We start from the raw sequence: 25,324 nt of genomic DNA on the forward strand, positions 1-25,324 counted from the left end.
AGTTTTTAAAGGTGTTTGTAGATTCACATTGCCATTTGGACAGATTAGATAAAAGCCCAGAAGAATTGGCAGAAGTTATTAAGTTTGCCAAAAATCGAGGAGTAGAACATTTTTTGTGCGTGTCTGTTTCAGTTAAAGATTACCCAAAAATGCGTGAAACCGTTCAGCATTTTGATGAAGTATCTGTTTCTTGTGGTGTACATCCTTTGCACCAAGAAGATGCTTGCAGTTATGCAGAGCTTTTGGCCATGGCAGACAGCCCAGAAGTGGTGGCTATTGGAGAGACAGGGTTAGACTATTTTTATAGTGCTGAAACGAAAGAAGTACAACTAACATCATTTATTGATCATATTAAAGTGGCCAATCAACTGAAAAAACCATTAATTATTCATACTCGTGATGCCCGTCAAGATACCATTGAATTATTAAAGCAATATAAAGCACCTGAAACGAAAGGTGTGTTACATTGTTTTACTGAAGATTTGGCTATGGCGCAATCAGCAATCGAATTAGGTTTCTATATTTCAATTTCAGGTATAGTGACTTTTAAGACGGCGACGGAACTACAAGAGGTAGTAAAACAAATCCCATTAGATAAACTGCTTATTGAAACTGATTCGCCTTGGTTAGCGCCGGTTCCTTACCGAGGAAAGAAAAATCAGCCTGGCTATGTTCGTGAAGTGGCAGAATTCATTGCTCAGTTAAAAGGTATTAGTCTGGCTGAATTAGCTCAGGTCACCACTCAGAATTTTTATGATTTATTTGATGTTAAGTAAATGATTTTATTTGTAAAACCTCTTAACTGTTTGTTAATGTTAGGCAAAGTAAGCAATCTAATATAAAGTATCGCTTATTAAATTTAGTGAGTCTCTTACGTAACTTAACATCTTGTATATGAAGTACTTAGATCTAACTCTGTAAACACAGATGTTTAGCTTTAGTGAAATGAAAATAATATTACGGAATAAAGGTTAATTAGTGATAGAAAATAGTTACTTCCCTTCAAAAGAAGATGCCCTTGCTCAACTTGAACTATTAACCAATGGTGTAATTGGACGTTCTAAAAATCAGCAAAAATTGCTCGAATATTTATTGAATCGAGAATTGCCTGTAATCGAAGGAAACTCCACCGATTATAATGCGCCAAAAGAAATAGAAATTGCTGTTGATGTCTTTGGTAAAAGTGAAGATTTTAATCCCGCCGAAGATTCAACCGTAAGAGTTAATATTTCAAATTTGCGTAAAAAATTAGAAAATTTTTATCTGCAAGAAGGCAGTAGTGAAAAATTCTATATCTCTATTCCCGTGGGAGCCTACCGTTTATCTTTTAAGAAAAATAAGGATATTGTTCCTTCGCCTTCAATAGTATCTGCTGAGCCGAACATGGCAGCTGAACAACAAGTTGATAATAAGTCGAATAAAATTCTGTTAGTTGCAGGATTACTTTGTATCTCTGTGATAATCAATTTGTTTGCTGTGTTTTATTGGTTTGATACTGAACTTGAAGCAGAAAAAGTCATAGTCAAAAGGCATAATGTTTGGTCTGAACTAGAAGCTTCAGAGAAGCCAGTTATGATAGTGTTAGGGGATATATATAACTTTTCTGAGTTCAATAAAGAACTGAATAGACGCAGGACTGTGCTAGACCCTAATATCAACTCAGATGAAGAACTTAAACAATATCTGCAACAATATCCTGAACATCCCAATGCCACATTTGGTTATCGGCAAAAGTTAGTAACCAAAGGTAGCAGCATTGCTTTAAAAAATGTTTTTAATATACTCGATAGTAAAAAACGCGTTAATTATCGGATCGCGTCAGAAATTAGTGCCTATCACTTAAGGTCTTTTGATATTATTTATCTAGGCCCATTGAATGCAATGGGTATTTTAGAGGAGTACTTTAAAGGTTCGCATTTTAAAATTGATAAACATAATTTAGTGTTAACAAATGCCGATTCCTCAAAAACTTACTCGTCTCCGGACAACATTAGTGAAGGTTATACTGATTACGGATTATTCGCTAAAATGGATGGCCCCAGAGACAACTTAATTTATATTATGTCGGGATTTTCAGATCCATCTATTATGCAAGTTAGTTGGTTTATGACCAATGAAGCTGATTTGTCATCCCAAGAATTTGAAACCCAAATTAGTCAAAATAAGCTTTCTTCATACAATAATTTTGAAATGTTATTTAAAGTACCAAGCATGGATGGTATTGATATCAAACATCAAATTATCTATGGTGGAAAAGTCGATAGCGCGGCTATCTGGACATCGGCAGAGTAGAGTACTTTCTTGGGTTCTACTATTTGCCACAACATTTTTTAAACTTTTTTCCACTTGAGCATAAACAAGGATCATTTCTTTGTTGTTGGTATTTACCGCTGCCTTTTAACATAGTGCCAGTGGTGTAAAGCCACTGGTCATTTTCAAAGATAAAATTAGATAATTCATGCATTAGATAAAGTTGCTGGCCGATTTGATAATATGCTTTAAATTCTACTTGTGCTGTTTTTTGTTTGCTAGAGTGATGTAAAACTTGTAAAGATAACCATTCAGTATCGATTGAATCTTGTTTTAACTGTTCAATGAATAAGTCCTTCCGATTTTTTTCGGCATATGTTTTTAGAATATAATCGTAATTTTGTAAAACATAAGCACTAAAACGAGAACGCATCAGTTTTTCGGCTGTAGGGGCTGCTTTATCTCCGTCAATGTAAGGTTGGCAGCAGGCGATAAATGGTAAATTACTTTGACAGTGACAGGGTTGAGTTGTATTCATTAAAAGCATGGGTAGCTGGGTTATGCGCCCAGCCTAGATGATAAGACTGTTTTGAGTCAATAGTTTACAGTGAAATCCATAGTTAACTAGATTGTAGCCATGGTCCTTTAACTACATTGTTATACATATCTTCTTGGTGTATTAAACTAACTAAAGTGACATTATTTTCGATACAAACTTGTTTGATACGTTTAAAGCTAACTTCATCTACAGATAGTTGTTCAATAAAAATCCGCTCGCATTGACCACTGCTGACTATTTTTTCAACCCAAACGTGCAACTTGGCATTATCAGGTTTAGGTAAACATATACTGTAAGCCTGTTTTTCAGAAAAACGTATATGATTAGCTAGTAAGTAAGTCCACTTTTGAGGTAATGCAAAATCTATATCGAGTTGTAGTTGCGTCTGTTTAGCTGGGATCTGTAATGTAGAAACAATTTGTGTTGTATTTGAAATTGCGTGAACACTTGCCATAATTTAAATCTCATTGGTGATGTTATATACAGTGGTTGGATATACAGTAGTACTGTATAAATAAACATGCAAGTGTTTTTTGTGGAAATTTTGTACTTTATTGGTGAAAGTCTAAGTTACCGAAAAGAGCAGGGCGATTGAATCCTTTAAACACAACCGTTATTTTGATTTTCTAGTCTATTTAACTTTGTTGGCAGAACTTCGATTAACGTATTTTAATAATTTTTTTCTTCTGAGATTGAGTAAAATTAACAATATAGTCCAATAAATCAAGGGCTCGATCATGTCTGATTTAACCGACCAGATAAAATGTAGTGCAACTAATAAGCCTGCTAGATAAACCCAGTTGTGTAATTGTTGCCATTTTCTGCCCATCTTTCGCTGCATGAATTGAGTTGATGTGAGGGTTAATACACTGAGGATTAAAAAAGCCAAAAAACCTACTGTAATATAAGGCCGTTTAATTATTTCTGACAATAACAATGACCATTCAAATTGTAATTCAAATACAATATAACTGACAAAATGACACAGCGCATAAAGAAAGGCATATAAACCCAATAAGCGTCTTATCCTGATTAATAGTGCTTGCCGAGTGAATTTAGCCATCGGCGACACCAGTAAAGACAATAACAATAAATTAAATGCGCCTATACCTGTGAAATGTAGAATGGCCTCTACTGGATCGGCTCCTAATTTATCGTTAATTGCTTGGTAATAAGTGAGCAATATAGGTAATAATGCCAAACAATGAATGACCAATTTCAGACAAATGATATGTATCGGTTTGAGTTTTATCATAAAGAGATTAACTTAATAATTCTTGCGAAGATCCATTCCTGAATATAGGGGGGCGACCTCTTCATAACCATTGTATTTTAAAGTAGGAATACGGTTGCGAGACAATAACCCTCCTGTGGTTATTCTACGTTCGCTGGCTTGGCTCCATCTTGGGTGATCAACTTGCGGATTAACGTTAGCGTAAAATCCATACTCGCTGTCGGCTAATAAATTCCAAGTCGTAGCTGGTTTTTTATCGGTAAGACGAATTTTAACAATGGATTTAATACTTTTGAATCCGTATTTCCAAGGTACAACCAACCTTATTGGCGCGCCATTTTGTGCTGGCAGGGTTTTGCCATATAAACCCACTGACATTAATGTCAAAGGGTGCATGGCTTCGTCTAAGCGCAAACCTTCTACGTAAGGATAATCAATGCCGCCACCGGTAAAGCGGCTTTTTTGTCCTGGCATTTGTTTGGGATCATGTAAGGTTTCAAAGGCCACATATTTAGCTTTACTCAAGGGTTTTGCTTGTTTGATTATTTCGGACAAGGAAAATCCTAACCAAGGTACCACCATAGACCATGCTTCTACACATCTTAGACGGTATATTCTTTCTTCAATATTAAATTTACTGAATAAATCAGCATAATTTAAAGTAATGGGGTTTTCTACTAAGCCGTCTATTTCTAACTTCCATGGATCAACTTTAAATTCTTGGGCATTTGCTAATGGATCGGATTTACTGGTACCAAACTCGTAGAAGTTATTATGGCTGATCACTTTCTGTTTCGGGGTCAAGGTTTCTGTAATTTGATATTGTTTGGGTTGACTAAATTTTAGCGCTTTGGTTTTAAAGGCTTTGGCGTGTTGTTCTTCATCACTACCAAAAAAACTTAACGCATGAGTTTGGCGACTAGAGAGTAGGGCGCTGGCACCAAGAAATCCCATGGTTTTTAACATGTGTCTGCGGTTGTTATACACCTGTTCGTCAGTTACTTGGCTTTCTTTAATGTCGCTTTTTTTAGTACTTTTTATCAGCATAGTTACTTACTCAATTTATTTTTCATGGCCTTTGCTTATATAGACCTTAGACTCAGCCTAAAGATTACATCACAAATGTATCACAAGGCTCAGGATCTAATTTAATGTATCTGGTAGGCTATTACCTGTTGGCATGAACAAAGTAGCATATAATTTTGAAGCAAAACCATCTGTCATTCCTGAAATATAATCAGAAATAACCCTATGCCCATTATTATTAGCTTCTTGTTCTAACCATCGTGTTTTTGTATTGTCAGGTAATAATCGCATTGGGTCTGAACTAAAAGCCTCAAATAATTCCATGACTATTTGTTGGCCTTTATATTCTAATAGTTGTAATTCTGGTTTTAGGATCACTCGTTTGAAGACAAATTGTTTAAAAACCGATATACAAGCTTGATAAAGCTCCGGGAAAACTGCGTTAAAAACTAATAATTCATCTGAAAATTTAGCATCCACTTCATTTATTTCAATATTAGTAATAAAGCAGTTTACTAATGCGCCAATGGCATCTTTGCGAAGATGGTGTTCATTACTGAATAATTTTTTTGATAATTTTACTATGTGATTACTTAACCAGCCCTCACCTAATCGCTGAATGGGGTAAACTACTTCTTGTTCAAATTGTGGTTGATTGACTATACCCATGACTATGGCATCTTCAAGATCGTGAATGCTGTAGGCAATATCATCGGCTAATTCCATAATAGAACAATCGAAAGATTTAAAGCAGGTTTTACTATGCTTACCAGCTGCTTGATTAATAGTTGAAAAACGTTGTTTATCAGATGGGGTCAGCGGCGCTAATAACCAATCAAATATATCCTGATCACAATTATATAAACCTTTTGGGGGATGCCATTGTTGAGCTTTAATTTGCCGTTTATTGATAATACTTTGCCCTGAAGAAACCACTTCTGGGTTGGTTAAGTTATTAATAAAATTAGGGTATTTAACCAAACCAAGTAAAGTACGGCGCGATAAATTCATTCCAGCATCGGCTGTGTAAGGCTCTAATCTAGTGACAATTCTAAAGGTTTGTCCGTTACCTTCAAAACCGCCATGGTCACGCATCATATAATGTAAAGCGACTTCACCACCGTGCCCAAAGGGGGGATGACCAATATCATGGGCTAAACATAGGGCTTCAATTAAAATATCGTTTAAACCTAATCTATTAGTTAGATGTGGATATTTACTACGTAATTGTGCGGCAATACCTTGACCGATTTGTGAGGCTTCTAATGAATGAGTAAGACGAGTGCGATAAAAGTCACTCATGCCTACACCTAGGACTTGTGTTTTTGATTGTAAACGTCGAAAGGCCGCAGAGTGCAAAATACGGGCTTTATCTCGTTGGAAGGGAGTGCGGTGGTCTCCTTCTCGTTCTGTTTTTTTATCTAGAAACCTACTGGTCCAAGGATCCATTAATTCACTAAGCTACTTTGATTGTTTAATATACTAATCTGAACAAAGTTATTGATTTTAATCAAGTTGCTAGTTGATTTAATTTAGCTTGAGTTGGCTTTATTTATCTTCTTGAGTGATTTCGTCAAGACTTAAACTAAAACTCGGCACATAAGCTTGCATAAAATAATCAACTTCAGGGGAGTGATAATCTTTAAGCATTTGGTCTAAGCGTTTTTTAGCCAATTCAAATTCTCTATTACCGGCAGATAATTCTTCTAATGTTTTTAAGTAAGCACAAATTACATCTGCCGCTTTAACAATAAAGATCATGTCATCACTATGATAATGATGATCAATTAATTTGGCATAGTCGTCGTGAAAATCTTTAGGCGCCATATTAATTAGTTTTTGTTCGGCCAGTTTTTCAATCTTTTTATATTCGTCTCTGATCACTGGATTGGAATATTTTACCGGAGTGGGCAAATCGCCAGTGATCACTTCTGATACATCATGAAACATAGCAGTAGTGGCTACTTCATTAGGATCAAGCTGACCATTAAAATATTTATTGCGTATTAAAGCCAGAGAATGGGCCACCATAGCCACTTGTAAGCTATGTTCTTGCACGTTTTCGGTGCGCACATTGCGCATCAAAGGCCAGCGATTAATTAATTTCATGCGCGATAAATGGGCAAAAAAGTGGCTCTTAATGGTACTTAAACTCATGAATTAGTTGACCTGTTGATAGTGTTTGAAAAAATTGGCAATGCCCTGTAATGCGGGCTTAAGTACATCAACACTGGGTAGAAATACCAACCTGAAATAACAACCTGTATGTAGGTTAAAAGCAGAGCCATGAACTAAGAGTACTTTTTCGGTGCGTAATAAATCAAATATCATTTGTTCATCATTATGGATATTAAATTTTTTGGCATCGACTTTTACAAAGCAGTACATCGCTCCTTGAGGAATAATACATTCTAAACCATCCACCTCATTGAGCATTTTGAAGGCTAAATCTCGTTGTACTTTTAAACGGCCATCACCATTGATTAACTCATTAATGCTCTGATAACCACCTAAAGCAGTTTGGATAGCATGTTGGCTAGGTACATTGGCGCACATACGCATTGAAGACAACATATTTAAACCTTCAATATATCCCTTAGCAATACGTTTATTACCACTGACTACTAACCAACCGGCCCGGAACCCTGCGACCCGATAGTTTTTAGACAAGCCACTCAAGGTAATAAAAAACAAATCATCAGCCATAGCCGCTATACAATGATGTTTTGCGCCGTCGTATAAAATTTTATCGTATATTTCATCACTAATAATGGCGATGCCAAATTCTCTGGCGACATCTATTATTTCTTGTAATAAAGAGCGACTATACACGGCACCTGTTGGGTTATTAGGGTTAATTAATACAATAGCTTTGGTTTTATCGGTAATTTTACTACGGATGTCATTAATGTCAGGTTGCCAATTATTTTGATCATCACACAAATAATGAATAGGTTTACCAGAGGCTAAACTGACAGCAGCTGTCCACAATGGATAATCTGGAGCAGGAATTAATACTTCATCATCATTATTTAATAAGCCCTGCATGGCCATTACTATGAGTTCACTTACACCATTACCAATAAATATGTCGTCGATAGTGACGTTCTTAATTTGTTGCTGTTGGTAATACTGCATAACGGCCACGCGAGCCGAGTAAATACCATTAGAATCTGAGTAGCCTTGAGATTTAGGCAGGTTGTGGATCACATCTTTTAAAATATCTTCGGGGGCTTCAAAACCAAAAGGGGCAGGGTTACCAATATTCAATTTTAAAATACGGTGTCCTTCGTCTTCCATTTTTTTCGCTTCGGTCAGAATGGGGCCACGGATTTCGTAACAGACATTTTCTAGTTTATTGGACTTATTAATTATTTTCATGAATTTATATGACGAGACAGCAAGGTACACAGAGTAAACCAACACTTGTATCGGTGTTAAGTGTTATTTACTAAGATTGTTATTATTTTCTCATTTAAAGGATAATTATATTTTTAGAGGGAATGAGGTTTTAATTCTTTAAATTAAATAAGCCTCTGAGGATCTACATCGAGAGGCTTTTTGTATTCGAAGATTGAATTAACGTGGTAGTTTAGTATTCGCGTTGTTATCTTGAATTTTATTAGCCCAAAATGCTTTAACCGAAAAATCAGATGTTTTATTTTTGTTTTTTGGGGCTACGGTTTTCTTTACTTTAGGGTTTTTACTTGCCGCTTTTTTAGGCTTTTCGTCAGTAGCCGTAGAACTTGAAGTTAATTCTGAAATTTGTGCATCTAGCTCAGCTAATCGAACGTTTTTTGCTCCATCCACACTATACCAACCACCTTTCGCTTCAATAGTTGGCGCTTTGCCGTTAGCCTTGGTATAAGCTTCTGTAAAAGCAGCGATTACTTGATCTTTATCCAATTTACTCATAGTCAGGTCTTTGCCTTTTATATGTTTATTTACAAAATACGGTCTAGTTTTATACCTTTTTTTAACTTAAATGTCTAATTTTGCTACGTAACGCTTATTATATCGGCAAAGTGCCATCGTTATTACGCCACATGAGGATAGTCAATGTCAGTGACAAGAATACAATTATTAACTTTTCTGAATAACCTTTTAAAACCCGACAATATTAAGGATTATTGTCCAAATGGGTTACAAGTAGAAGGGAAACAAACTATTAGTAAATTAGTCACAGGTGTTACTGCGTCACAAGCGTTAATTGATCATGCCGTTTCTATTAATGCTGACGCTATTCTTGTACATCACGGTTATTTTTGGAAAGGCGAAGATCCTTGCATAACCGGTATGAAGAAAAAACGTTTTGCAGCCTTGTTAACCAATGACATTAATCTATTTGCTTACCATTTGCCGATAGATATTCATTCAGAACTAGGTAACAACGCTCAATTAGCTAAGTTATTAGATATAGTAGATGTGATGCCATTAGAAGAAAATAATCCAAACTGTGTGGTGATGCGGGGGCGTTTTGCTGATGGTATTAAGCCAGAAGAATTAACAGACAAAATTTTTCAGCAACTTGGACGAGCGCCATTACACGAACCCGCGCTTAAAAAACAAATTAACACGATTGCTTGGTGTTCTGGCGGAGGACAAAATTATATTCAGCAAGCTGCTGAATTGGGCATTGATGCTTATCTTACTGGTGAAGTGTCAGAACAAACTATTCATACTGCCAGAGAAATGAATATTCATTTTTATGCCGCAGGTCATCATGCTACCGAGCGTTATGGTGCTAAAGCGGTAGGCGAACATATACAAAATGAGTTAGGTATTGAGTCTGTGTTTGTCGATATCCCCAACCCCGCTTAAAAATTAGGGACATAATCTTTAATGAAGAATGACCAACAAGATCGTAGCTTTAACGACATCGCAGATAAGTTTCAAAAAAATATCTATGGCTCAACTAAAGGTCGACTACGTCACGAATTGTTACTTGCCCATCTAATCCAACATACCCCTATTTCATATGGCGGGATGACCATATTGGATGCGGGGGGCGGTACAGGTATGATGACAGAATCCTTATTGAATATGCAGCATAAAGTTACATTAACCGATATTGCTATGGATCCCCTTGATATTGCTAAACAGAAATTAACAGGTTTAGGCGATTTTTCGTTAATCAATGCAGACATTTTGTCTTTAGGTGAGCAACAATATGACTTGGTTATTTGTCATGCGGTTTTAGAATGGGTTAAAAACCCACAACAAGTGCTAGTCAAATTAGCAAGTATGGTCAAGCCAAATGGATATTTATCTCTGAGCTTTTTTAACCGTGACGCTCAGTTGTTTGGCAACATGTGTTACGGAAACTTTGATTATGTAGAGCAGGGTATGAAGGTTAAGAACCGGGTGCGATTGACACCTAATAATCCATTACGACCGAGTCATGTGTTGGCTGAGTTTGAGGCTTTACCTTTAACCATAAAACATCAAGCTGGCATTCGTTGTTTTCATGATTATTTACGAGATTTAGACAAACAAGAAAAGCATTATCAACAGCTTAAAAAATTAGAACTAGAGTATGGCTGGCAACAACCATACTTGTGGTTAGGTAAATATTTTCAAATTATTGCGCAGAAAGATTAAAGTAGCGCTTGAATGTCGGCTGCTATTTTTTCTGGTTTAGTGGTCGATGCATACCGTTTCACCACTCGGCCGTTTTTATTGATTAAAAATTTAGTGAAATTCCATTTGATATTCTTACTGCCGAGAATACCAGGCGCTCCTTGCTTTAAAAATGTGTAAATAGGGGCTGTGTTAACGCCATTTACATTTATTTTTTTAAACAATGGAAAATTCACATTGAAGTTTAGACTACAAAATTCTTGTATATCCGAGTCATTGCCAGGTTCTTGATGACCAAATTGATCGCAAGGAAAGCCCAATACTGCAAAGCCTTGATCTTTAAATTCAGCGTACAACTTTTGTAGCCCTTCATATTGTGGAGTAAAGCCACATTTACTAGCGGTATTGACCACTAAAAGCACTTTGTCTTTATAATCTTGAAAATTTATGGTTTCACCATTATTTAAAGTCGCATCAAACTGGTATATGGTGTTTGTCATGATATGTCTCTGCTATTCAATCAGGTTTACATACTGTCATTTTCTGAAAACGGATCAATATATTAAGGAGTCTTTGTGTCACATAAAATTGCATTTATTGGTTTAGGTGTCATGGGGTATCCCATGGCTGGTCATTGTGCTAAATCAGGTCATCAAGTGGTGGTCTACAATAGGACCATATCAAAAGCACAAGCTTGGGCTAAGGAGTTTTCAGCCGAATACGTGTTGAGCCCTAAAGCCGCTGCAGAGTTTGCTGACATTGTGTTAATTTGTGTGGGTAATGATAATGATCTCCGTTCAGTTATGTTAGGTGAAACAGGTGTGTTGGCTGGTATCTCCGAGGGCAATATTATTATTGATCACACCACAGCGTCTGCTGAAGTCGCCCGTGAAATGGCTATCACTTGCAAACAATTTAATGTGGGTTTTTTAGATGCTCCAGTTTCAGGGGGACAAGCAGGCGCAGAAAATGGACAATTAACTGTCATGCTAGGAGGCCAAAAGGTCGATTTTGAGCGAGTTGAAAGTGTGTTGTCTTGTTATGCTAAGTTTAGTCGTTTGTTAGGTGATACAGGAAGTGGTCAATTGGCCAAGATGATGAATCAAATATGTATTGCAGGCATAGTTCAGGGATTAGCTGAAGCATTGAGCTTTGGTCAACATGCTGGATTAGACTGTGAAGCCGTTGTTGATGTTATCTCAAAAGGTGCTGCACAATCTTGGCAGATGGAAAATCGAGCTAAGACTATGTTAGCGGGTGAATTTGATTTCGGCTTTGCTGTGGATTGGATGCGTAAAGATTTAGATATTGCATTATCTGCAGCAAAAAATAATGGTTCTATTTTACCTTTAACGGCATTAGTTGATCAATTTTATGCCGATGTGCAAAACAAAGGTGGTGGTCGTTGGGACACTTCTAGTTTACTAACTCGGCTTTAAAACAATTTATTTTTTGTCACTGCAGTCAAGTTGTTCGTGGACGAATGACGAACAACTTGCTATTACATTTTTGAGGTCAGTGGTTCTAACTGCCATTGATGGTCTGCAAAACAAACTTTTGAGCGGTCATACTCTCTATCGGCTCGCCAAGTTCTATTATTCAGTTTAATTGTCACCCCAGGATATACCTTTTTGTTGGCAATCATTTGAATATTAGCTTGATATTTTTCTTTAGCCTGATGCATTTCTTTGGCTTTGTGGTGTAACCAATTTAACAGTTGGGTTTCTCCTTGATATAACTGATTAGCTTCATCAACTCGGCTTTGCATATCTCTGGGAACAAATTTGGAATTAATGATATTCATTCTTTCCATATGCCTGTGGTTATTTTGTGAAATTTGTTTTAATAAATCATCTAAAGTATCTTTGCGTTCTAATAAACGATTAAAGCCTTCGCTAAAATCAATACTCAAGTTACTACCAGAAACCGCGCCTACAGTGCCAGCTATAAATTGGCCACAACATTTTACATTACAAGAAAAAATATTACCATTTGGCTTATCTGCAGCACCTACTGTGACTTTACCTTTTGATTCAATTTGGCTGTATGCTAATTGACGACCGACAGAGACATTACCATTACATTTAATGTTTAAGCCTTGGCCATGTTGAATGTGTACGCTGCCTTGAGCTACTAGGGTAGTGCTATATTCTGTCATGGCTTCATTCACCTTTCCCATAGCTCCTTCAGTGATAATAATATCACCCCCAGCCTGAATATATGCCGATTCAACAAAACCGTTAATTGTGACATCTCCAGTGGAGATTATTTTCATATTTTCAGTGACATCACCATTAACAAGTACCGCTCCATCATATTCTATATTGCCAGTGCCTACATTGACGCCTTTACAGATGAATACATCATCAACCCACATTTTGGATGCCTTAAATTTAGGCATACCTGTGATATCAGCAATAAGCAAGTTTTCATCATGGTCACTAATTACAGTACCGTCACCTGGTCTAAATTTGAGCCATTTTCCTGGTTTTGCTTTGATTTGAGCTCCAGTAACGGTAAATCCATGGCGTCCTTCTGAAGGTGGTAGCCTACGTAATAACTCGGCTCCTTTTTTTACACAAATTACGGCACCTAAATTGCGCATATCAACTCTTTGATTACCTTTAGCTTGTGGAGTCAATATTCGTTCTAATGCATTTTGTACTAAAGGTTGCAGTTTGGATGAGCTACCAGCTTTAGGAGGCAAGCCTTGAGCGACGGTATCAAACAAAATATCGCCAGGTGATGAATGGTCTAGTTGTTCGACTAATTTTTGTAATCGTTTGGTACTGACACCTCTGGTTACTCCAGCTTGATTTAGAATAGTTATTAATTCATCGACAGATGGGATTTTGCCAGCATAACCAACTATTAAGGTTAACTCTGCAGTTAATTCACCTGCCGTAATAATACATTTTATTTCTGTATCACGTCTTTCACCGATTCTTTGTGAAATGAGGGAATTATCATTGTTTGCTATAGCGTTTTTGTAGTGACTAATCAAATCTATAACATTTTCATCGAATACGAAAAAGTCAGCAAATTCACTGTCTTTTATAATGTTAAAAAGCAGTTTTGCGTCAATAACAGATTCTAAATTTGCAGGTTCAATTTCAATATCTAAATAGGTATCTGTAGAATCAACTTTTAAACTTATTCCAAGCATTTAATTGCCTTTATCTTATATTTTTACCAATTGGGCGAACGAACTTACTTGCCAGTTCTTATAACATCGGCTTAATTGACAGAAGCATGAGCCGTTCACACTTTTACAACATTATTAAAGGTTATTGGCATATATGTAAAGGGTTTTGAGTAGCTCTAATTTTTCTGGATTGTTTTTGTGTTCAATACTTAGTTGCTCAAGTAATTGAAGGTATTCAGTCAGTTTTATACTGGCATTTGATGATTCATCTGTTAATTTGAATTGCCGATATCTTTGCCACTTTTCTGTTTCAGTTTGATTTAAACACTGAGGAAAGTTTCTTGCTCTATATCTAAATAATAAGGTGTTTAAGCGTTCATCTTCAAAGGGTAGGGTTAGTTCTGTTAATTCTTGTAAATTTGCTGTAACAACTTGTTGCATTAAATACTTGTCTGCTGATGAAAAAAAGCCTCCAGTATATAAAGCATAATCAGCATCGAGAGGCTCTCGGTCATGATTATCAGTATATACCTCTTGCAGTTTGGTTAACAATGAGGGATTGTTTTTTATCTTTTGTAAATTATCTAAACAAGCTTGTCTATCAATGTTTAAACGTTCAGCATTATCTGTGGTCAGTGTTTTCGCAGGCGCTAATACTGGGCATTTATTAATATGAATCAACTTAATTGGCAGCCTTTCTTCACCTTCTTCCAACATATTGCTTGGTGTGTATAATTTATCTCTGACTTGTTCAGGATCCAGATTAAATAGAGGAGATGGATCTTGAGCTAAATTTAATACAATTACTGCATTTTTATTGGTTGGATGAAAGCCAATAGGCACGATCCAAGTACAACAGCCATGTTCAGAAGATATTTTAGAAGAGACGTGTACTAAAGGGGTAAGTTGCTCGCAGTTGATTAACTCAAGTACTTTTTTCTTGTTTCTTAAAGTAAAGATGTAGTCATATAATTTAGGTTGGGCTTGTTTGATGAGTTTAGCGATAGCAATAGTTGCATAAACGTCAGACATCGCATCATGAGCATCTTGATGCTCGACATTGTTAGCCTTGGTTAAATCCTCAAGCTTAAAGCTCGGTTGACCAGATTCTTTCAATGGCCACTCAATACCTTCTGGTCGAAGTGCATAACAGGCTCTAGCCAAATCAATAATATCCCAACGACTATTACCGTTTTGCCATTCTCTAGCATAGGGGTCGTAAAAGTTTCGATACAAGGTATAACGAGTAATTTCATCGTCAAAACGAATGTTGTTATAACCCGCTACACAGGTGTTTTCTTTGGAGAATTCATGATGGATTTTAGCAATGAAATCTCGTTCGATTAGTCCCTCTCGCAAGGTTTTCTGCGGGGTAATACCTGTCACTAAACAGGCATATGGATTAGGCAAACAATCGCTAGCAATTTGGCTAAACATCATTAATGGTTCATCTATGATGTTTAGCTCTAGGTCGGTTCTAATACCAGCAAATTGACATGGCATATCTTTTTGTGGGTTTGCTCCCCACGTTTCGTAATCGTGCCAAAAGATGCTTGCAGTATTTTTATTTGTCATATGTTTATTCTGATATGGTGGTTTAAAATTTACCTGTAGTAGTTATTATTTGAACAGGTTTTTTCTTTCTTTTTCTTGATTATGTAAGATAACAAAGTTTTGTGGTGAAATGATAATACTTTCAAGTCTACTTAATTAACTGAAGCTTCATTTTCGACACGACATATGTAAATAAAAGTGATAATGAGTAATAATTCGTAAAATGTCCCTTTGTCATATTATTTTATTTGTAAAAAGTCTGGTTTAACGCATTTTGTAACGATTATGATTAATATTTTTTGTATTAAGCTTACGTTATTTTGGTTAATATTAAGAATTATGAGAGTATTTGGTAACCTAGGATTTTGTTGGTCCCTTTTGTTTCAATTCATCTTTAACTTAGCCTTTTCATACCTGATTGTGCATCGTTTACTAGTTAATTTGAAAATAATAAAGCCAATCTCTTAATTGAACACATATAGTTGTTGGGCAAATAAATATCTTATTGCTGTGAAGATATAATGCATTTGCAGCTGTTTTAAAGGTCAGTAGTCATGTCATTAGAAAATAATTCATCTATGCAGGTAATCACGCAAGAATTCACCTTAAATTATCAATATTCCGTTTTGTTTACGCGCAATTGTTTTGATCTTCAAGACAATACTCTAATAAATTTAATCGATAATTTAACTGAGTCACCTAAGTTATTAGCCATATTAGATGAAGGTGTTGATCAAGCTAATCCCGATTTAGCCGTCAGGATTGAACAATATTGTGAACATCATAATATTGAAAGCTTACCGAGTATGATTGTACCGGCTGGGGAAGATTGTAAAAATGATGAAACTGTTATTGACGATATTTATCATGCAGTAGAAAAGTTTCAAATAGATCGTCATTCTTATATTCTAGTTATTGGCGGCGGCGCGGTAGTCGACGCTGTCGGTTTTGCTGCCGCAACGGCTCATCGTGGAATTCGTTTAATCAGAATGCCGTCTACAGTATTGGGACAAAATGATGCTGGTGTTGGGGTGAAAAACGCAGTGAATTATCACAAGCGTAAAAACTTTGTTGGCACTTTTGCACCACCTTTTGCTGTAGTGAATGATTTTGATTTGTTAAATACCTTAAGCGCAAGGGACAAAAGAGCAGGCATAGCTGAAGCGGTAAAAGTGGCGTTAATTAAAGATCCTACTTTTTTTGCTGAACTTTACCAAAGCCGTTTTGCCTTAGCTGAATTTGAGGAAAAAGCCTCACAACATATGATTATCCAGTGTGCACAATTACATTTAGATCATATTGCTACTTCTGGTGACCCCTTTGAGTTAGGTTCAGCTAGACCTTTGGATTTTGGTCATTGGTCAGCCCATAAATTAGAAGAATTAACGGCGAATGAAATACGCCATGGTGAAGCTGTGGCTATTGGCATTGCTCTTGATACTATTTATTCTTCTTTAAAAGGACACTTGTCTGTAGATAAAAAAGACCAAGTGATTAATTTGTTAGTAGATGTTGGTTTTGTACTTAATCATGCTGTGTTAGAAAAATTGAACATTGTCAAAGCACTTGCTGAGTTTAAGGAACACTTAGGTGGTAACTTATGTATCACCTTGTTAAGTGATATTGGCAGTGGATTTGAAGTGAATGAAATAGATGAAAAAATTATGAGCCAAGCTTTGCAGCAATTAATGACAATTGGTAGTTGTTAGGTGATGGCTAAATTAGTCAATTATCTAAAATTAGTTCGAGCACCAGCAGGATTTACAGCACTTTCTAACATCATAGCTGCGTCTGTGATCATGTCTGCTGGGCATCTAAGTATAAATGTTTTATATTTATTGGTCGCCAGTGTTTGTTTTTATTTTGCTGGTATGACTTTAAACGATTGTTTTGATTATGCTGAAGATTTAGCCGAACGTCCTTCAAGACCTATTCCCAGTGGCGATATATCAATAAAACAAGCTTGGTTATTAGGTACTGGTTTGATGGCACTAGGTTTAATTATGGCTTTCTTACATAACAGTATATCTGGTTATGTGGGTATTGCTCTATGTCTCTCTATATTGGTTTATAATGGTTGGTTAAAAGAAGGACTTTTGGGTTCTTTTTGTATGGCATCTTGCCGTTATATTAATTGGTTGTTGGGTGCCAGTTTTGTTGCCTTATCAGCTAAGAGTTATCTAATTGCTGTACCGATCTTTGCCTATATCACAGGGTTAACCTATCTAAGCAAACAAGAAACTACAGCTCAAAACAAAAATGCAATTTGGTTATGTGCGTTGGCTTTAGTGATTGTTTTGTTGTCTTGTTTGTACTTAATTCAATTTGAATTTGATCTAGCTGGTGTCCACAAATGGATTGCATTGGCATTAGTGGTAATATGGCTTGCTCTGATGTTTAATAAATTAAAACAAGTGTTACAACATTTTTGTCCTGAGAATATTCAAAAAATGATTGTTTTTATGGTCATTGGTGTTATCCCATTAGATGCACTTTTGGTCGCAATTTCAGGGCATTATATCTTTGCTTTAGTGATTCTCGCTTTGCTGCCTCCTTGCCGCATTTTAAATAAACGCTTAAACGCTATAACTTGATTGATAAATAAATGTATTTAACCCAACTTACCGATCTTATTTCCGCCAATTTATCAGCAAATGAGCAGCTTTGGTTTGACAATGCCATGAGTAGTCTTCAGCTAAGTACCGATCCTATTAATGATCTACTGGATATTTCTGTGGTGGTTAAACGTAAAATTCAATCAATTAATCAGATTGAAAATATTTTGTTGACCACTACCGAAGTAAGTGATTTGTTGCGTATAGCTTTATTGTTACAGGTACTCACCAGTCATAATGAGCTAAGTGTCAGTACTGTAGTTAAAGGTTATTATCAAGCCGGGGATAGCAGTGAAAAGGCTGCTATTTTGCGAGGCCTTAATTTGATTGATTCAAAAGGAGAAGCGGTTGCCATTGCTGTAAGGGCAGGGCGCTGCAATAGTTTAGATGAATTTACTGCACTTGCTTTGAATAATTCTTATGCTAGTGAACATTTTGAAGATTTAAATTTCAATCAATTGGTACTTAAAACTTTATTTTTAGGTTTACATATTGATACATTGTTAGGCTTGAATAAAAGATTGTCGGCTCAATTATCTAATATGTGTTTTTCTTATGTGGTTGAACAAGCTTTAGCAGAACGAGTACCTTCAGCCACTATTTGGCTAGCTATTCGTTACTCAGACCTTACGTCTGAACATGAGAATATTTTTGTGCAATATGTTAAACATTTTGCAAGTAGAGACAACCAACATGCCGCTGCGATTAAAAGTTTAATTGTTAAGCAGTCTCTGTCGTTTTTAAATGAAGAATTATAAATCAACGAACACATTCAGTGGAACGTTGGATAAAGGATAATAATGATGAAATATTTTGACCCACATATTCATATGCTGGCACGGACCACTGATGATTACGAAAATATGGCCGCCGCCGGTATTATTGGTGTAATCGAACCTGCTTTTTGGTTAGGTCAACCTCGTACTCAAGTTGGATCATTTATTGATTATTTTGATACCTTAATTGGTTGGGAACATTTTCGCGCGTCACAATTTGGCATCATGCATTTTTGTACTATGGGCTTAAACCCAAAAGAATCAAATGATGTAGAGCTAGCTGAAGCGGTAATGAAAATATTACCTCGTTATTGTCAAAAAGATAATGTGGTTGGTGTCGGTGAAATTGGCTATGACGATATCACACCTGAAGAAGATAGATTTTTAGCTGAACAATTACAAATGGCTAAAGAGTTGAACTTGCCAGTATTAATTCATACCCCACACAGAGACAAAGTATCGGGTACCAGAAGGACCTTAGATGTAATTAAGGAAAGTGGTATTGCAGAAGAAATGGTTTTAGTTGACCATTTAACCGAACAAACTTTACCGTTAGTGCTAGAAACTGATTGTTGGCGTGGGCATAGTATTTATCCGAATACTAAAATGTCTGAGCCTCGTATGGTGAAGTTATTGCAAGAATATGGCACTGATAAAATGATTATCAATAGTGCTGCTGACTGGGGCGTAAGTGATCCTTTGAAGGTTCCTAAAACAGCACAAGCTATGCTTGATGATGGTTTTAGCGAAGCTGACGTAGAAAAGGTGACTTTCAATAATCCGATTAATTTCTTTGCTCAAAGTGGTCGAATTTCTCTAGAAATGGTTAAAAAGCCTCTGATTGACCAAACTAAAACCTTTGAAGATAACAAGGTCTTACGTGGTCAAGAACCCATAGTAGAAAAAGGCTAAACATTAGCATGACATATTCGTTAAATAATCTGGCCTATTGCAGTAATGTGCATCCTGGGGAAGATGTTGAAGCTGTCATCCAGAATATCCAAACACATTTTGTCGCTGTAAAACAGCGACGAAATCTGCAAGATATGGCTTCAGGGCTATGGTTGTCTTATAAAGCGGCTAATGCCTTACGAGCAAAACCAGCCTTATTTAATCGTTTTAAACAGGTGTTAAAAGAAAGTGGCTTACGTTTAACCAGCTTAAATGGTTTTCCATTCGGTGATTTTCACCAAGCGGTTGTTAAACAAAATGTTTATTTGCCTACTTGGGCTGATAGACAAAGACTTGAATATACGCAGTCTTTAGCTGAAATTTTGGCCAGTTGTTTGCCTAGTGATGAAAACAAAGGAGCTATTTCAACTTTGCCTTTAGCCTATGCTGCTGATTGGTCTGACGCTCAGCAACAAATGGCAATATCTCAGTTTATTCACTTGGCTAATTTTTTAGCGGAGCTAGAACAACAAACCAATAAACAAATTGTTATTTGTATTGAAATGGAACCCGATTGTGTTTTACAACACACTGAACAGTTAACCGGTTTTTTTATTCAACAATTATTACCTGCTGCTGAGCAAATAGGTGTGACTAAAGAGACCATTTTACGTTACATCGGTTGTTGTTATGACACTTGCCATCAAGCTGTTATGGGCGAAAACATCACTGAGTCTTTACAACAAATTACCTACAGTGGTATTCAGATTGGTAAAATTCAAATCTCTAATGCTATACAAGCTAATATCGATTCGATAGAGCAGGTTCAGCAGTTAACAGAATTGTTTGCTGATAAAAAGTTTCTTCATCAAACCAAAGTGTTTATCAACAATGAATTAGTTGAAGAATTAGCGGATTTAAGCTTTGAGCAATTAGAGCAAGCTAGAGAACGTAAAACGAATGAAGATCTTCATTCTATTACAGCGACCATTCATTATCATATACCAGTGAATCAAAACGCGGCGGATTTACCTTTATCATTTGTTTCTGCTACCCAAGGTGCCATTTTACAAACTCTGGATTTTTTACAAACTCATCAGCAATATCGTCCATTCTTGGAAATTGAAACTTATACATGGCTGAATTTTTTGCAACAAGAAATTGATAAAAATGCCAGTTTACACGCAGGTTTTGCCGCAGAATTTAGTTGGTTAGAGCAAGCTTTATTACAGCGCAATATGCTGTAATTTTTATCACAATTTTTACACATCCGTTATATCTCAAATTTAAGGTTGAAAGTATTAAATGTCTTCTCCATTAGTGATTTTAAATGTTGTTGGCCTTAGCCCTTATATGATTGGGGATAACACCCCAAATATTAATCGACTACTTAACCAAGGTTATCAAAATCAAGCTCTAGGTGTTGAGTTTCCTGCTGTCACTACCACTGCACAATCAGCTATGGTCACAGGCAAACAAGCGAAAGAGCACGGCATAGTGGGCAATGGATGGTATTTTCATGAACTTGCTGAAGTAGGGTTTTGGAAACAAGCTAACCAATTAGTGCAAAGCGAAAAAGTTTGGGATGTGCTAAAACGAAACAAACCTGAATTAAAAGTATCTAAATTATTTTGGTGGTACAACATGTACGCCAATGTCGATAATAGTATGACACCTAGGCCTCATTATTTGGCTGATGGGAATAAAATATTCGATCTTTACTCATCACCCACGGGTTTACACCAACAAATAGAAACAGAAATTGGTAAATTTCCATTTTTTAGTTTTTGGGGACCTAAAGCCGGTATTGCTGCTAGTCAATGGATAGCCGATGCAGCTAGCATAGAATTTAAGTTAAATAAGCCTGATCTACAATTAGTCTATTTACCTCATCTAGATTATTGCTTACAAAAGTTTGGCCCTAATGGCGACAGTATTCCTAATGAAATTCAAGCGATAGATAAAATTATTGGTGAAATGGTTAATCGATATTCTGATGACACTGAATTTATGATTGTTTCAGAATACGGGATTACCGCAGTAGATAAACCTGTTCATATCAACAAAATATTACGTGAAAAAGATTACATTAAAGTACGTGAGACCTTAGTTGACAGTGGGGCATATAAAAATAAAACCATCGAAAATATGGATTGTGCTGCTTCAATTGCTTTTGCTGTTGCCGATCATCAATGTGCACACGTATACGTGAATGATAAAACTCAGTTAGCAAGCATTAAAGATTTACTACTGAATACTGACGGCATTGAGCAAGTATTAGATAAACAAGAACAACAAAAATATGGTCTAGAACACAGTCGTAGTGGAGACTTAGTGGCGATTAGCCAAGCTAACGCCTGGTTTACCTATTACTTCTGGTTAGACGACAACAAAGCACCAGAATTTGCTCGCACAGTAGATATTCATCGAAAAGTAGGTTATGACCCAGTAGAAATGTTTGTGGATCCAAAGTTTAAATTACCATTATGGCAAGTGGCTAAACGGGTAATAAAGAAAAAATTTGGCTTTAGATACTTGATGGACGTGATCCCCCTTGATCCTAGCCTTGTAAAAGGTAGTCATGGACGTATTACAGATGATGCGAATAAAGGTGCAATATTGATTTCTAAGGCTGAAAAAGTTGAACAAGGAAAACAATACCAACAAACTGATGTATTTCAGTTAATTCTGTCGCACTTTAAATAACCTTTCTTTTAAATCTCTTCGAAACGAGCTTTACAATACTTGTAAAGCTCGTTTCTTGTTATGCTCATTTTTATCTTGGTTTTTAATCTAAATTATACCAATCCATATTGATATTAAATGAACCTCTTCAAGTTTCTAACCGTCTTCTGAGTAACAAACACACAGTTCAATAAGGAAAATAGTTGAAAAATCAGGCCGAAGAATACTTATTAGTCATGGCTGCTCAAAAGGGTAACCACGATGCTTTTAGAGTACTTTTTCAGCACCATCAACCAGGATTAATACGCTTTGCTTATAAACTTTCAAATGACCAAGAAGTTGCGAAAGACGCCAGCCAAGATGTGTGGATTAAAACAGCTAAAACTTTATATAAATTAAACGATCCTAAAGCCTTTAAAAGCTGGATATATAGGGCCGTTCGATGGCGAACATTAGATTTGATTCGGCAAAAGCAAAGACAAAATAACATGTTCGAACATGGTGTTGAACAACAAGAATTAGAGAACAATACAGTCAATACCTCGCAACCAGATTCAGTGGAGACTGATAAAAGTGCTTTAATTGCGGCTATTGATACCTTAGCAAGAATAGAGAGACAGATGATACATCTGTTTTATTTAGATGATATGGCGGTGGCAGAAATCAGCATAGTGTTAGATATTCCAGTGGGCACAGTCAAGTCTAGGCTGAATCGAGCTAGGCAGCAGTTAAAACAAAAATTGGAGAATGATGAAGATGAATATAGATGAAAAAATTAAAAAAGAACTAAGCGATCAAGCATTAGAAATAGACTCTATTTTAGCCGAAGAAAAAGGCATAACTGATTTTGTATTGGGCTCTGTGCGAAGTAGTTTAAAGGGCTGGTTTATCTTGGTTAATATAGTGATTTTACTGGTTTCTGTCGTTTTAGTATGGAGCGGATATGAGTTTTTCACCGCACAAGATACTCAACAACAAATATTTTGGGGCGTGTGCTTTATCGCGACTCTTATTGTACAAGTAGCGGGTAAACAATGGATTTGGGCTGAAATGAGTCGAGCATCAACCATCCGAGAAATTAAACGGCTCGAATTATCCATGCAAAGGCATTTTGATAACTTGAAATAGTTAAATAACCTGAATACTGGATAAGCCGAACCTCTCGGTAACGCTCTTTTTGTGCCTAGCGGCGTTGGATTGCCTAGCAATAACACGTTATTACGTACGACAATCCGCCTTGCTATCCACGAAAAATTTCGTCACCGAGTGAGCATTCAGGTTGATAAATTTGAATAAATATTTATAAGTTATTGAATTGAAAGGATAATATTTAAGTTGAACGATGCTTCTTATCCAGAACTCAGGTTAAATACTTACGTATAGGCTGTTTTATAGAAACAGTCTTTATTGCTAAGCCTGAGCTCGGGATAAGCCGAGCCTCGATAACGCTATTTTTGCGCTTAGCGGCGTTGGATTTCCAGTAAAAGCCCGCTATTACGTACGAAAAACCTCCTTGCTATACACGAAGAATTTCGTCATCGTATAAACCTTAATCCAAATATAACTGAGGGCTTATTTTTAAGTGTTTGAATTATTTATAAAATTTAATTTGAAACGACATTCATTATCCCGAGTTCAGGTTACTTAATTTGTATTGGTTCTGAACTAATAATAAAATTATCAAAATAGGCTACACTTCTATTTTTAGGTCCCCATCTAGCCGTATTGCCACCATGAAAAGTGGAAAAATAGAAACTATCTATTAGTGCGTTATCTTGACCTCTAAATTGAATGTCATTTTTGTTAAGTAACTGTTTATCGTTTATCCAAACCTGCAAATTTCCGTTACTTTTACCTAAATCATTTACCTTTATATACTGAGTTAGGGTATACCATTTGTCGGTTTCAAAGTGAGAGTCTCTCAAGGATAAATCTTCTCCCCATTTTCCAGGCATATCCATATAATATAGATAAATAACCGCTTCGCCGTTTTCACGCCACATATATCGAGCACTCCAACCTTCACCTTTGGTTGGAATGTTTCCCCCAGTAAATTTACCCCCACCGCTGCTGAGCCCGGGTAACTTGCCGCCTAATCTAAAATCAAAATCATTAGAAAATTTTAATTGATATGATAGCCATAATTCCTTTACTGGTTTTAAAGGTACAACAAATTGACTTCCACCTTCCTCTGGGCCCACTGATCCTTTGGGGTAGCTAACTTTTAATACATTTTTATGTTGGTAATCATTGCTTCTAACAATTTCTGCACGACCTGCAAGTTTTTGCCATTTTAAGCCTGACCAATCATGTTTTACTATTTGACCTTGATATAGACCTAATGGACTTGAGTCGAAATTTACTTTAAATAAAGGGGTAGCATACAAGTTAAAACTAACAATCATTAAAAAACTAACTAATTGTATTAAATACATAGTTACACCAATTAGGTTTTGTGTATTTTTAAGTCTATCTTTAATCATGCCGATATCAAAATATATACCAGTTCTGATGCAACGAGGATAAACATATGGAATCTTTACAAGTTAGTGATTACATGAATTTACGGCCCGTGACTTTTACTCATACTTTGTCTGTGGCGGAAGCGGTTGAGCGTTTATTACAATCTAAACAAACAGGGGGGCCAGTAGTCGATCAAAAAAATAAAGTGATTGGATTTTTATCAGAACAAGATTGTATCGTACAAATGATAGAGTCGAGTTATTACCGTGAACAGGTTGCACAAGTAAAAGATATTATGAAGACTGAAGTGATATCTGTTAAACCTTATACCTCTGTTATAGAACTTGCTCATAAAATGATGGTAGAAAAACCAAAAGTTTATCCTGTAGTCGATGATGATGGTTATTTGTTGGGCACAATAAACCGCTCATCTTTGTTACATGCTATAGATTTACAGCTAAATGACGGATACAAGCGAGCCAGTTAGGTCTATAGCAGTTGAAAATAGGGCTGAATTGTTATGCTAACATTATCAGCCTTAATTTT

General features: G+C 36.2%; 26 protein-coding genes. 14 read left to right on the forward strand and 12 right to left on the reverse strand.

The features are described 5' to 3' along the window. Nucleotides 1-11 precede the first annotated feature (11 nt). Together GQR87_RS09725 and GQR87_RS09730 are read left to right on the forward strand one after the other, a co-directional pair. Nucleotides 12-776: a TatD family hydrolase gene (locus GQR87_RS09725; RefSeq protein ID WP_158968824.1), complete on the forward strand. Its 765-nt coding sequence runs from the start codon at nt 12-14 to the stop codon at nt 774-776. A 202-nt stretch (nt 777-978) separates the two neighbouring features. Further along, nucleotides 979-2,292: a hypothetical protein gene (locus GQR87_RS09730; protein ID WP_158968826.1), complete on the forward strand. Its 1,314-nt coding sequence runs from the start codon at nt 979-981 to the stop codon at nt 2,290-2,292. Nucleotides 2,293-2,311: 19 nt separating this feature from the next. Here the strand turns inward: GQR87_RS09730 and GQR87_RS09735 are convergent, their stop codons facing one another. The 8 genes from GQR87_RS09735 to GQR87_RS09770 all read right to left on the reverse strand — a co-directional run bounded on the left by GQR87_RS09735 (nt 2,312) and on the right by GQR87_RS09770 (nt 8,984). After that, the gene (locus GQR87_RS09735) at nt 2,312-2,788 is read right to left on the reverse strand and encodes a YchJ family protein (RefSeq protein WP_158968828.1); all 477 of its coding nucleotides are present in this window, start codon (nt 2,786-2,788) and stop codon (nt 2,312-2,314) included. A gap of 82 nt (nt 2,789-2,870) precedes the next feature. Beyond that, the gene (locus tag GQR87_RS09740; RefSeq protein ID WP_158968830.1) at nt 2,871-3,263 is read right to left on the reverse strand and encodes a hypothetical protein; all 393 of its coding nucleotides are present in this window, start codon (nt 3,261-3,263) and stop codon (nt 2,871-2,873) included. Nucleotides 3,264-3,440: 177 nt separating this feature from the next. Then, nucleotides 3,441-4,064, reverse strand: coding sequence for a protein-methionine-sulfoxide reductase heme-binding subunit MsrQ (gene msrQ / locus GQR87_RS09745; protein WP_158968832.1), 624 nt, complete (start codon nt 4,062-4,064; stop codon nt 3,441-3,443). 12 nt (nt 4,065-4,076) lie between these two features. Further along, nucleotides 4,077-5,090: a protein-methionine-sulfoxide reductase catalytic subunit MsrP gene (gene msrP, locus GQR87_RS09750; RefSeq protein ID WP_158968834.1), complete on the reverse strand. Its 1,014-nt coding sequence runs from the start codon at nt 5,088-5,090 to the stop codon at nt 4,077-4,079. Nucleotides 5,091-5,186: 96 nt separating this feature from the next. Next, nucleotides 5,187-6,518: an anti-phage deoxyguanosine triphosphatase gene (locus GQR87_RS09755; RefSeq protein WP_158968836.1), complete on the reverse strand. Its 1,332-nt coding sequence runs from the start codon at nt 6,516-6,518 to the stop codon at nt 5,187-5,189. A gap of 99 nt (nt 6,519-6,617) precedes the next feature. Next, complete coding sequence (gene yfbR, locus GQR87_RS09760; RefSeq protein WP_158968838.1) at nt 6,618-7,226, reverse strand: 5'-deoxynucleotidase; 609 nt, start codon at nt 7,224-7,226, stop codon at nt 6,618-6,620. A 3-nt stretch (nt 7,227-7,229) separates the two neighbouring features. After that, on the reverse strand, nt 7,230-8,450 hold the full coding sequence (locus GQR87_RS09765; protein WP_158968840.1) for a pyridoxal phosphate-dependent aminotransferase: 1,221 nt from the start codon (nt 8,448-8,450) through the stop codon (nt 7,230-7,232). Between the two features lie 198 nt (nt 8,451-8,648). Continuing rightward, nucleotides 8,649-8,984 (reverse strand): hypothetical protein, encoded by a 336-nt coding sequence (locus GQR87_RS09770; RefSeq protein WP_158968842.1) that lies wholly within the window; start codon nt 8,982-8,984, stop codon nt 8,649-8,651. A 144-nt stretch (nt 8,985-9,128) separates the two neighbouring features. Between GQR87_RS09770 and GQR87_RS09775 the strand changes: the two genes are divergently transcribed. Then, a complete protein-coding gene (locus tag GQR87_RS09775) occupies nt 9,129-9,890 on the forward strand; it encodes a Nif3-like dinuclear metal center hexameric protein (RefSeq protein WP_158968844.1) in 762 nt (253 codons plus the stop codon). Nucleotides 9,891-9,911: 21 nt separating this feature from the next. Then, nucleotides 9,912-10,670 carry a methyltransferase gene (locus tag GQR87_RS09780; protein WP_158968846.1) on the forward strand — a complete coding sequence of 253 codons (759 nt, stop codon included), beginning with the start codon at nt 9,912-9,914 and terminating at the stop codon, nt 10,668-10,670. On the opposite strand, the gene GQR87_RS09785 is transcribed toward GQR87_RS09780, so the two are convergent. Beyond that, complete coding sequence (locus tag GQR87_RS09785) at nt 10,667-11,149, reverse strand: glutathione peroxidase (RefSeq protein ID WP_158968848.1); 483 nt, start codon at nt 11,147-11,149, stop codon at nt 10,667-10,669. The two genes, GQR87_RS09780 and GQR87_RS09785, sit on opposite strands and share 4 nt — an antisense overlap. A gap of 75 nt (nt 11,150-11,224) precedes the next feature. Between GQR87_RS09785 and GQR87_RS09790 the strand changes: the two genes are divergently transcribed. Next, nucleotides 11,225-12,088 (forward strand): NAD(P)-dependent oxidoreductase, encoded by an 864-nt coding sequence (locus GQR87_RS09790; RefSeq protein WP_158968850.1) that lies wholly within the window; start codon nt 11,225-11,227, stop codon nt 12,086-12,088. A gap of 62 nt (nt 12,089-12,150) precedes the next feature. Here GQR87_RS09790 and GQR87_RS09795 read toward each other — a convergent pair whose 3' ends face one another. Further along, entirely contained in the window at nt 12,151-13,815 is a 1,665-nt protein-coding gene (locus tag GQR87_RS09795; protein ID WP_158968852.1) for a DUF342 domain-containing protein, read from the reverse strand. A 114-nt stretch (nt 13,816-13,929) separates the two neighbouring features. After that, nucleotides 13,930-15,369 carry an exodeoxyribonuclease I gene (sbcB, locus tag GQR87_RS09800; protein ID WP_158968854.1) on the reverse strand — a complete coding sequence of 480 codons (1,440 nt, stop codon included), beginning with the start codon at nt 15,367-15,369 and terminating at the stop codon, nt 13,930-13,932. 533 nt (nt 15,370-15,902) lie between these two features. On the opposite strand from sbcB, the gene GQR87_RS09805 reads away from it, so the two are divergent. The 8 genes from GQR87_RS09805 to GQR87_RS09840 all read left to right on the forward strand — a co-directional run bounded on the left by GQR87_RS09805 (nt 15,903) and on the right by GQR87_RS09840 (nt 23,443). Then, nucleotides 15,903-17,057, forward strand: a complete 1,155-nt coding sequence (locus GQR87_RS09805) for a 3-dehydroquinate synthase (RefSeq protein WP_158968856.1) — start codon at nt 15,903-15,905, stop codon at nt 17,055-17,057. A 3-nt stretch (nt 17,058-17,060) separates the two neighbouring features. Beyond that, the gene (locus tag GQR87_RS09810) at nt 17,061-17,942 is read left to right on the forward strand and encodes a UbiA family prenyltransferase (protein WP_158968858.1); all 882 of its coding nucleotides are present in this window, start codon (nt 17,061-17,063) and stop codon (nt 17,940-17,942) included. Nucleotides 17,943-17,953: 11 nt separating this feature from the next. Continuing rightward, a complete protein-coding gene (locus GQR87_RS09815; protein ID WP_158968860.1) occupies nt 17,954-18,721 on the forward strand; it encodes an EboA domain-containing protein in 768 nt (255 codons plus the stop codon). Nucleotides 18,722-18,763: 42 nt separating this feature from the next. Then, the gene (locus tag GQR87_RS09820) at nt 18,764-19,651 is read left to right on the forward strand and encodes a TatD family hydrolase (protein ID WP_158968862.1); all 888 of its coding nucleotides are present in this window, start codon (nt 18,764-18,766) and stop codon (nt 19,649-19,651) included. An 8-nt stretch (nt 19,652-19,659) separates the two neighbouring features. Next, entirely contained in the window at nt 19,660-20,877 is a 1,218-nt protein-coding gene (eboE, locus tag GQR87_RS09825) for a metabolite traffic protein EboE (RefSeq protein WP_158968864.1), read from the forward strand. Between the two features lie 58 nt (nt 20,878-20,935). After that, the gene (locus tag GQR87_RS09830) at nt 20,936-22,336 is read left to right on the forward strand and encodes an alkaline phosphatase family protein (RefSeq protein ID WP_158968866.1); all 1,401 of its coding nucleotides are present in this window, start codon (nt 20,936-20,938) and stop codon (nt 22,334-22,336) included. Between the two features lie 182 nt (nt 22,337-22,518). Then, on the forward strand, nt 22,519-23,085 hold the full coding sequence (locus GQR87_RS09835) for an RNA polymerase sigma factor (RefSeq protein ID WP_158968868.1): 567 nt from the start codon (nt 22,519-22,521) through the stop codon (nt 23,083-23,085). Next, complete coding sequence (locus GQR87_RS09840; protein WP_158968870.1) at nt 23,072-23,443, forward strand: DUF6768 family protein; 372 nt, start codon at nt 23,072-23,074, stop codon at nt 23,441-23,443. Before GQR87_RS09835 ends, GQR87_RS09840 begins: the two co-directional genes overlap by 14 nt. A 512-nt stretch (nt 23,444-23,955) precedes the next feature. On the opposite strand, the gene GQR87_RS09845 is transcribed toward GQR87_RS09840, so the two are convergent. After that, entirely contained in the window at nt 23,956-24,750 is a 795-nt protein-coding gene (locus tag GQR87_RS09845) for a polysaccharide lyase (protein ID WP_158968872.1), read from the reverse strand. A gap of 95 nt (nt 24,751-24,845) precedes the next feature. Here GQR87_RS09845 and GQR87_RS09850 point away from each other — a divergent pair, with 95 nt between their 5' ends. Beyond that, nucleotides 24,846-25,265, forward strand: coding sequence for a CBS domain-containing protein (locus GQR87_RS09850; RefSeq protein WP_158968874.1), 420 nt, complete (start codon nt 24,846-24,848; stop codon nt 25,263-25,265). The last annotated feature ends 59 nt before the right edge of the window (nt 25,266-25,324 follow it).

The sequence above is a fragment of the Paraglaciecola sp. L3A3 genome, assembly GCF_009796765.1.
Lineage (GTDB): Bacteria > Pseudomonadota > Gammaproteobacteria > Enterobacterales > Alteromonadaceae > Paraglaciecola.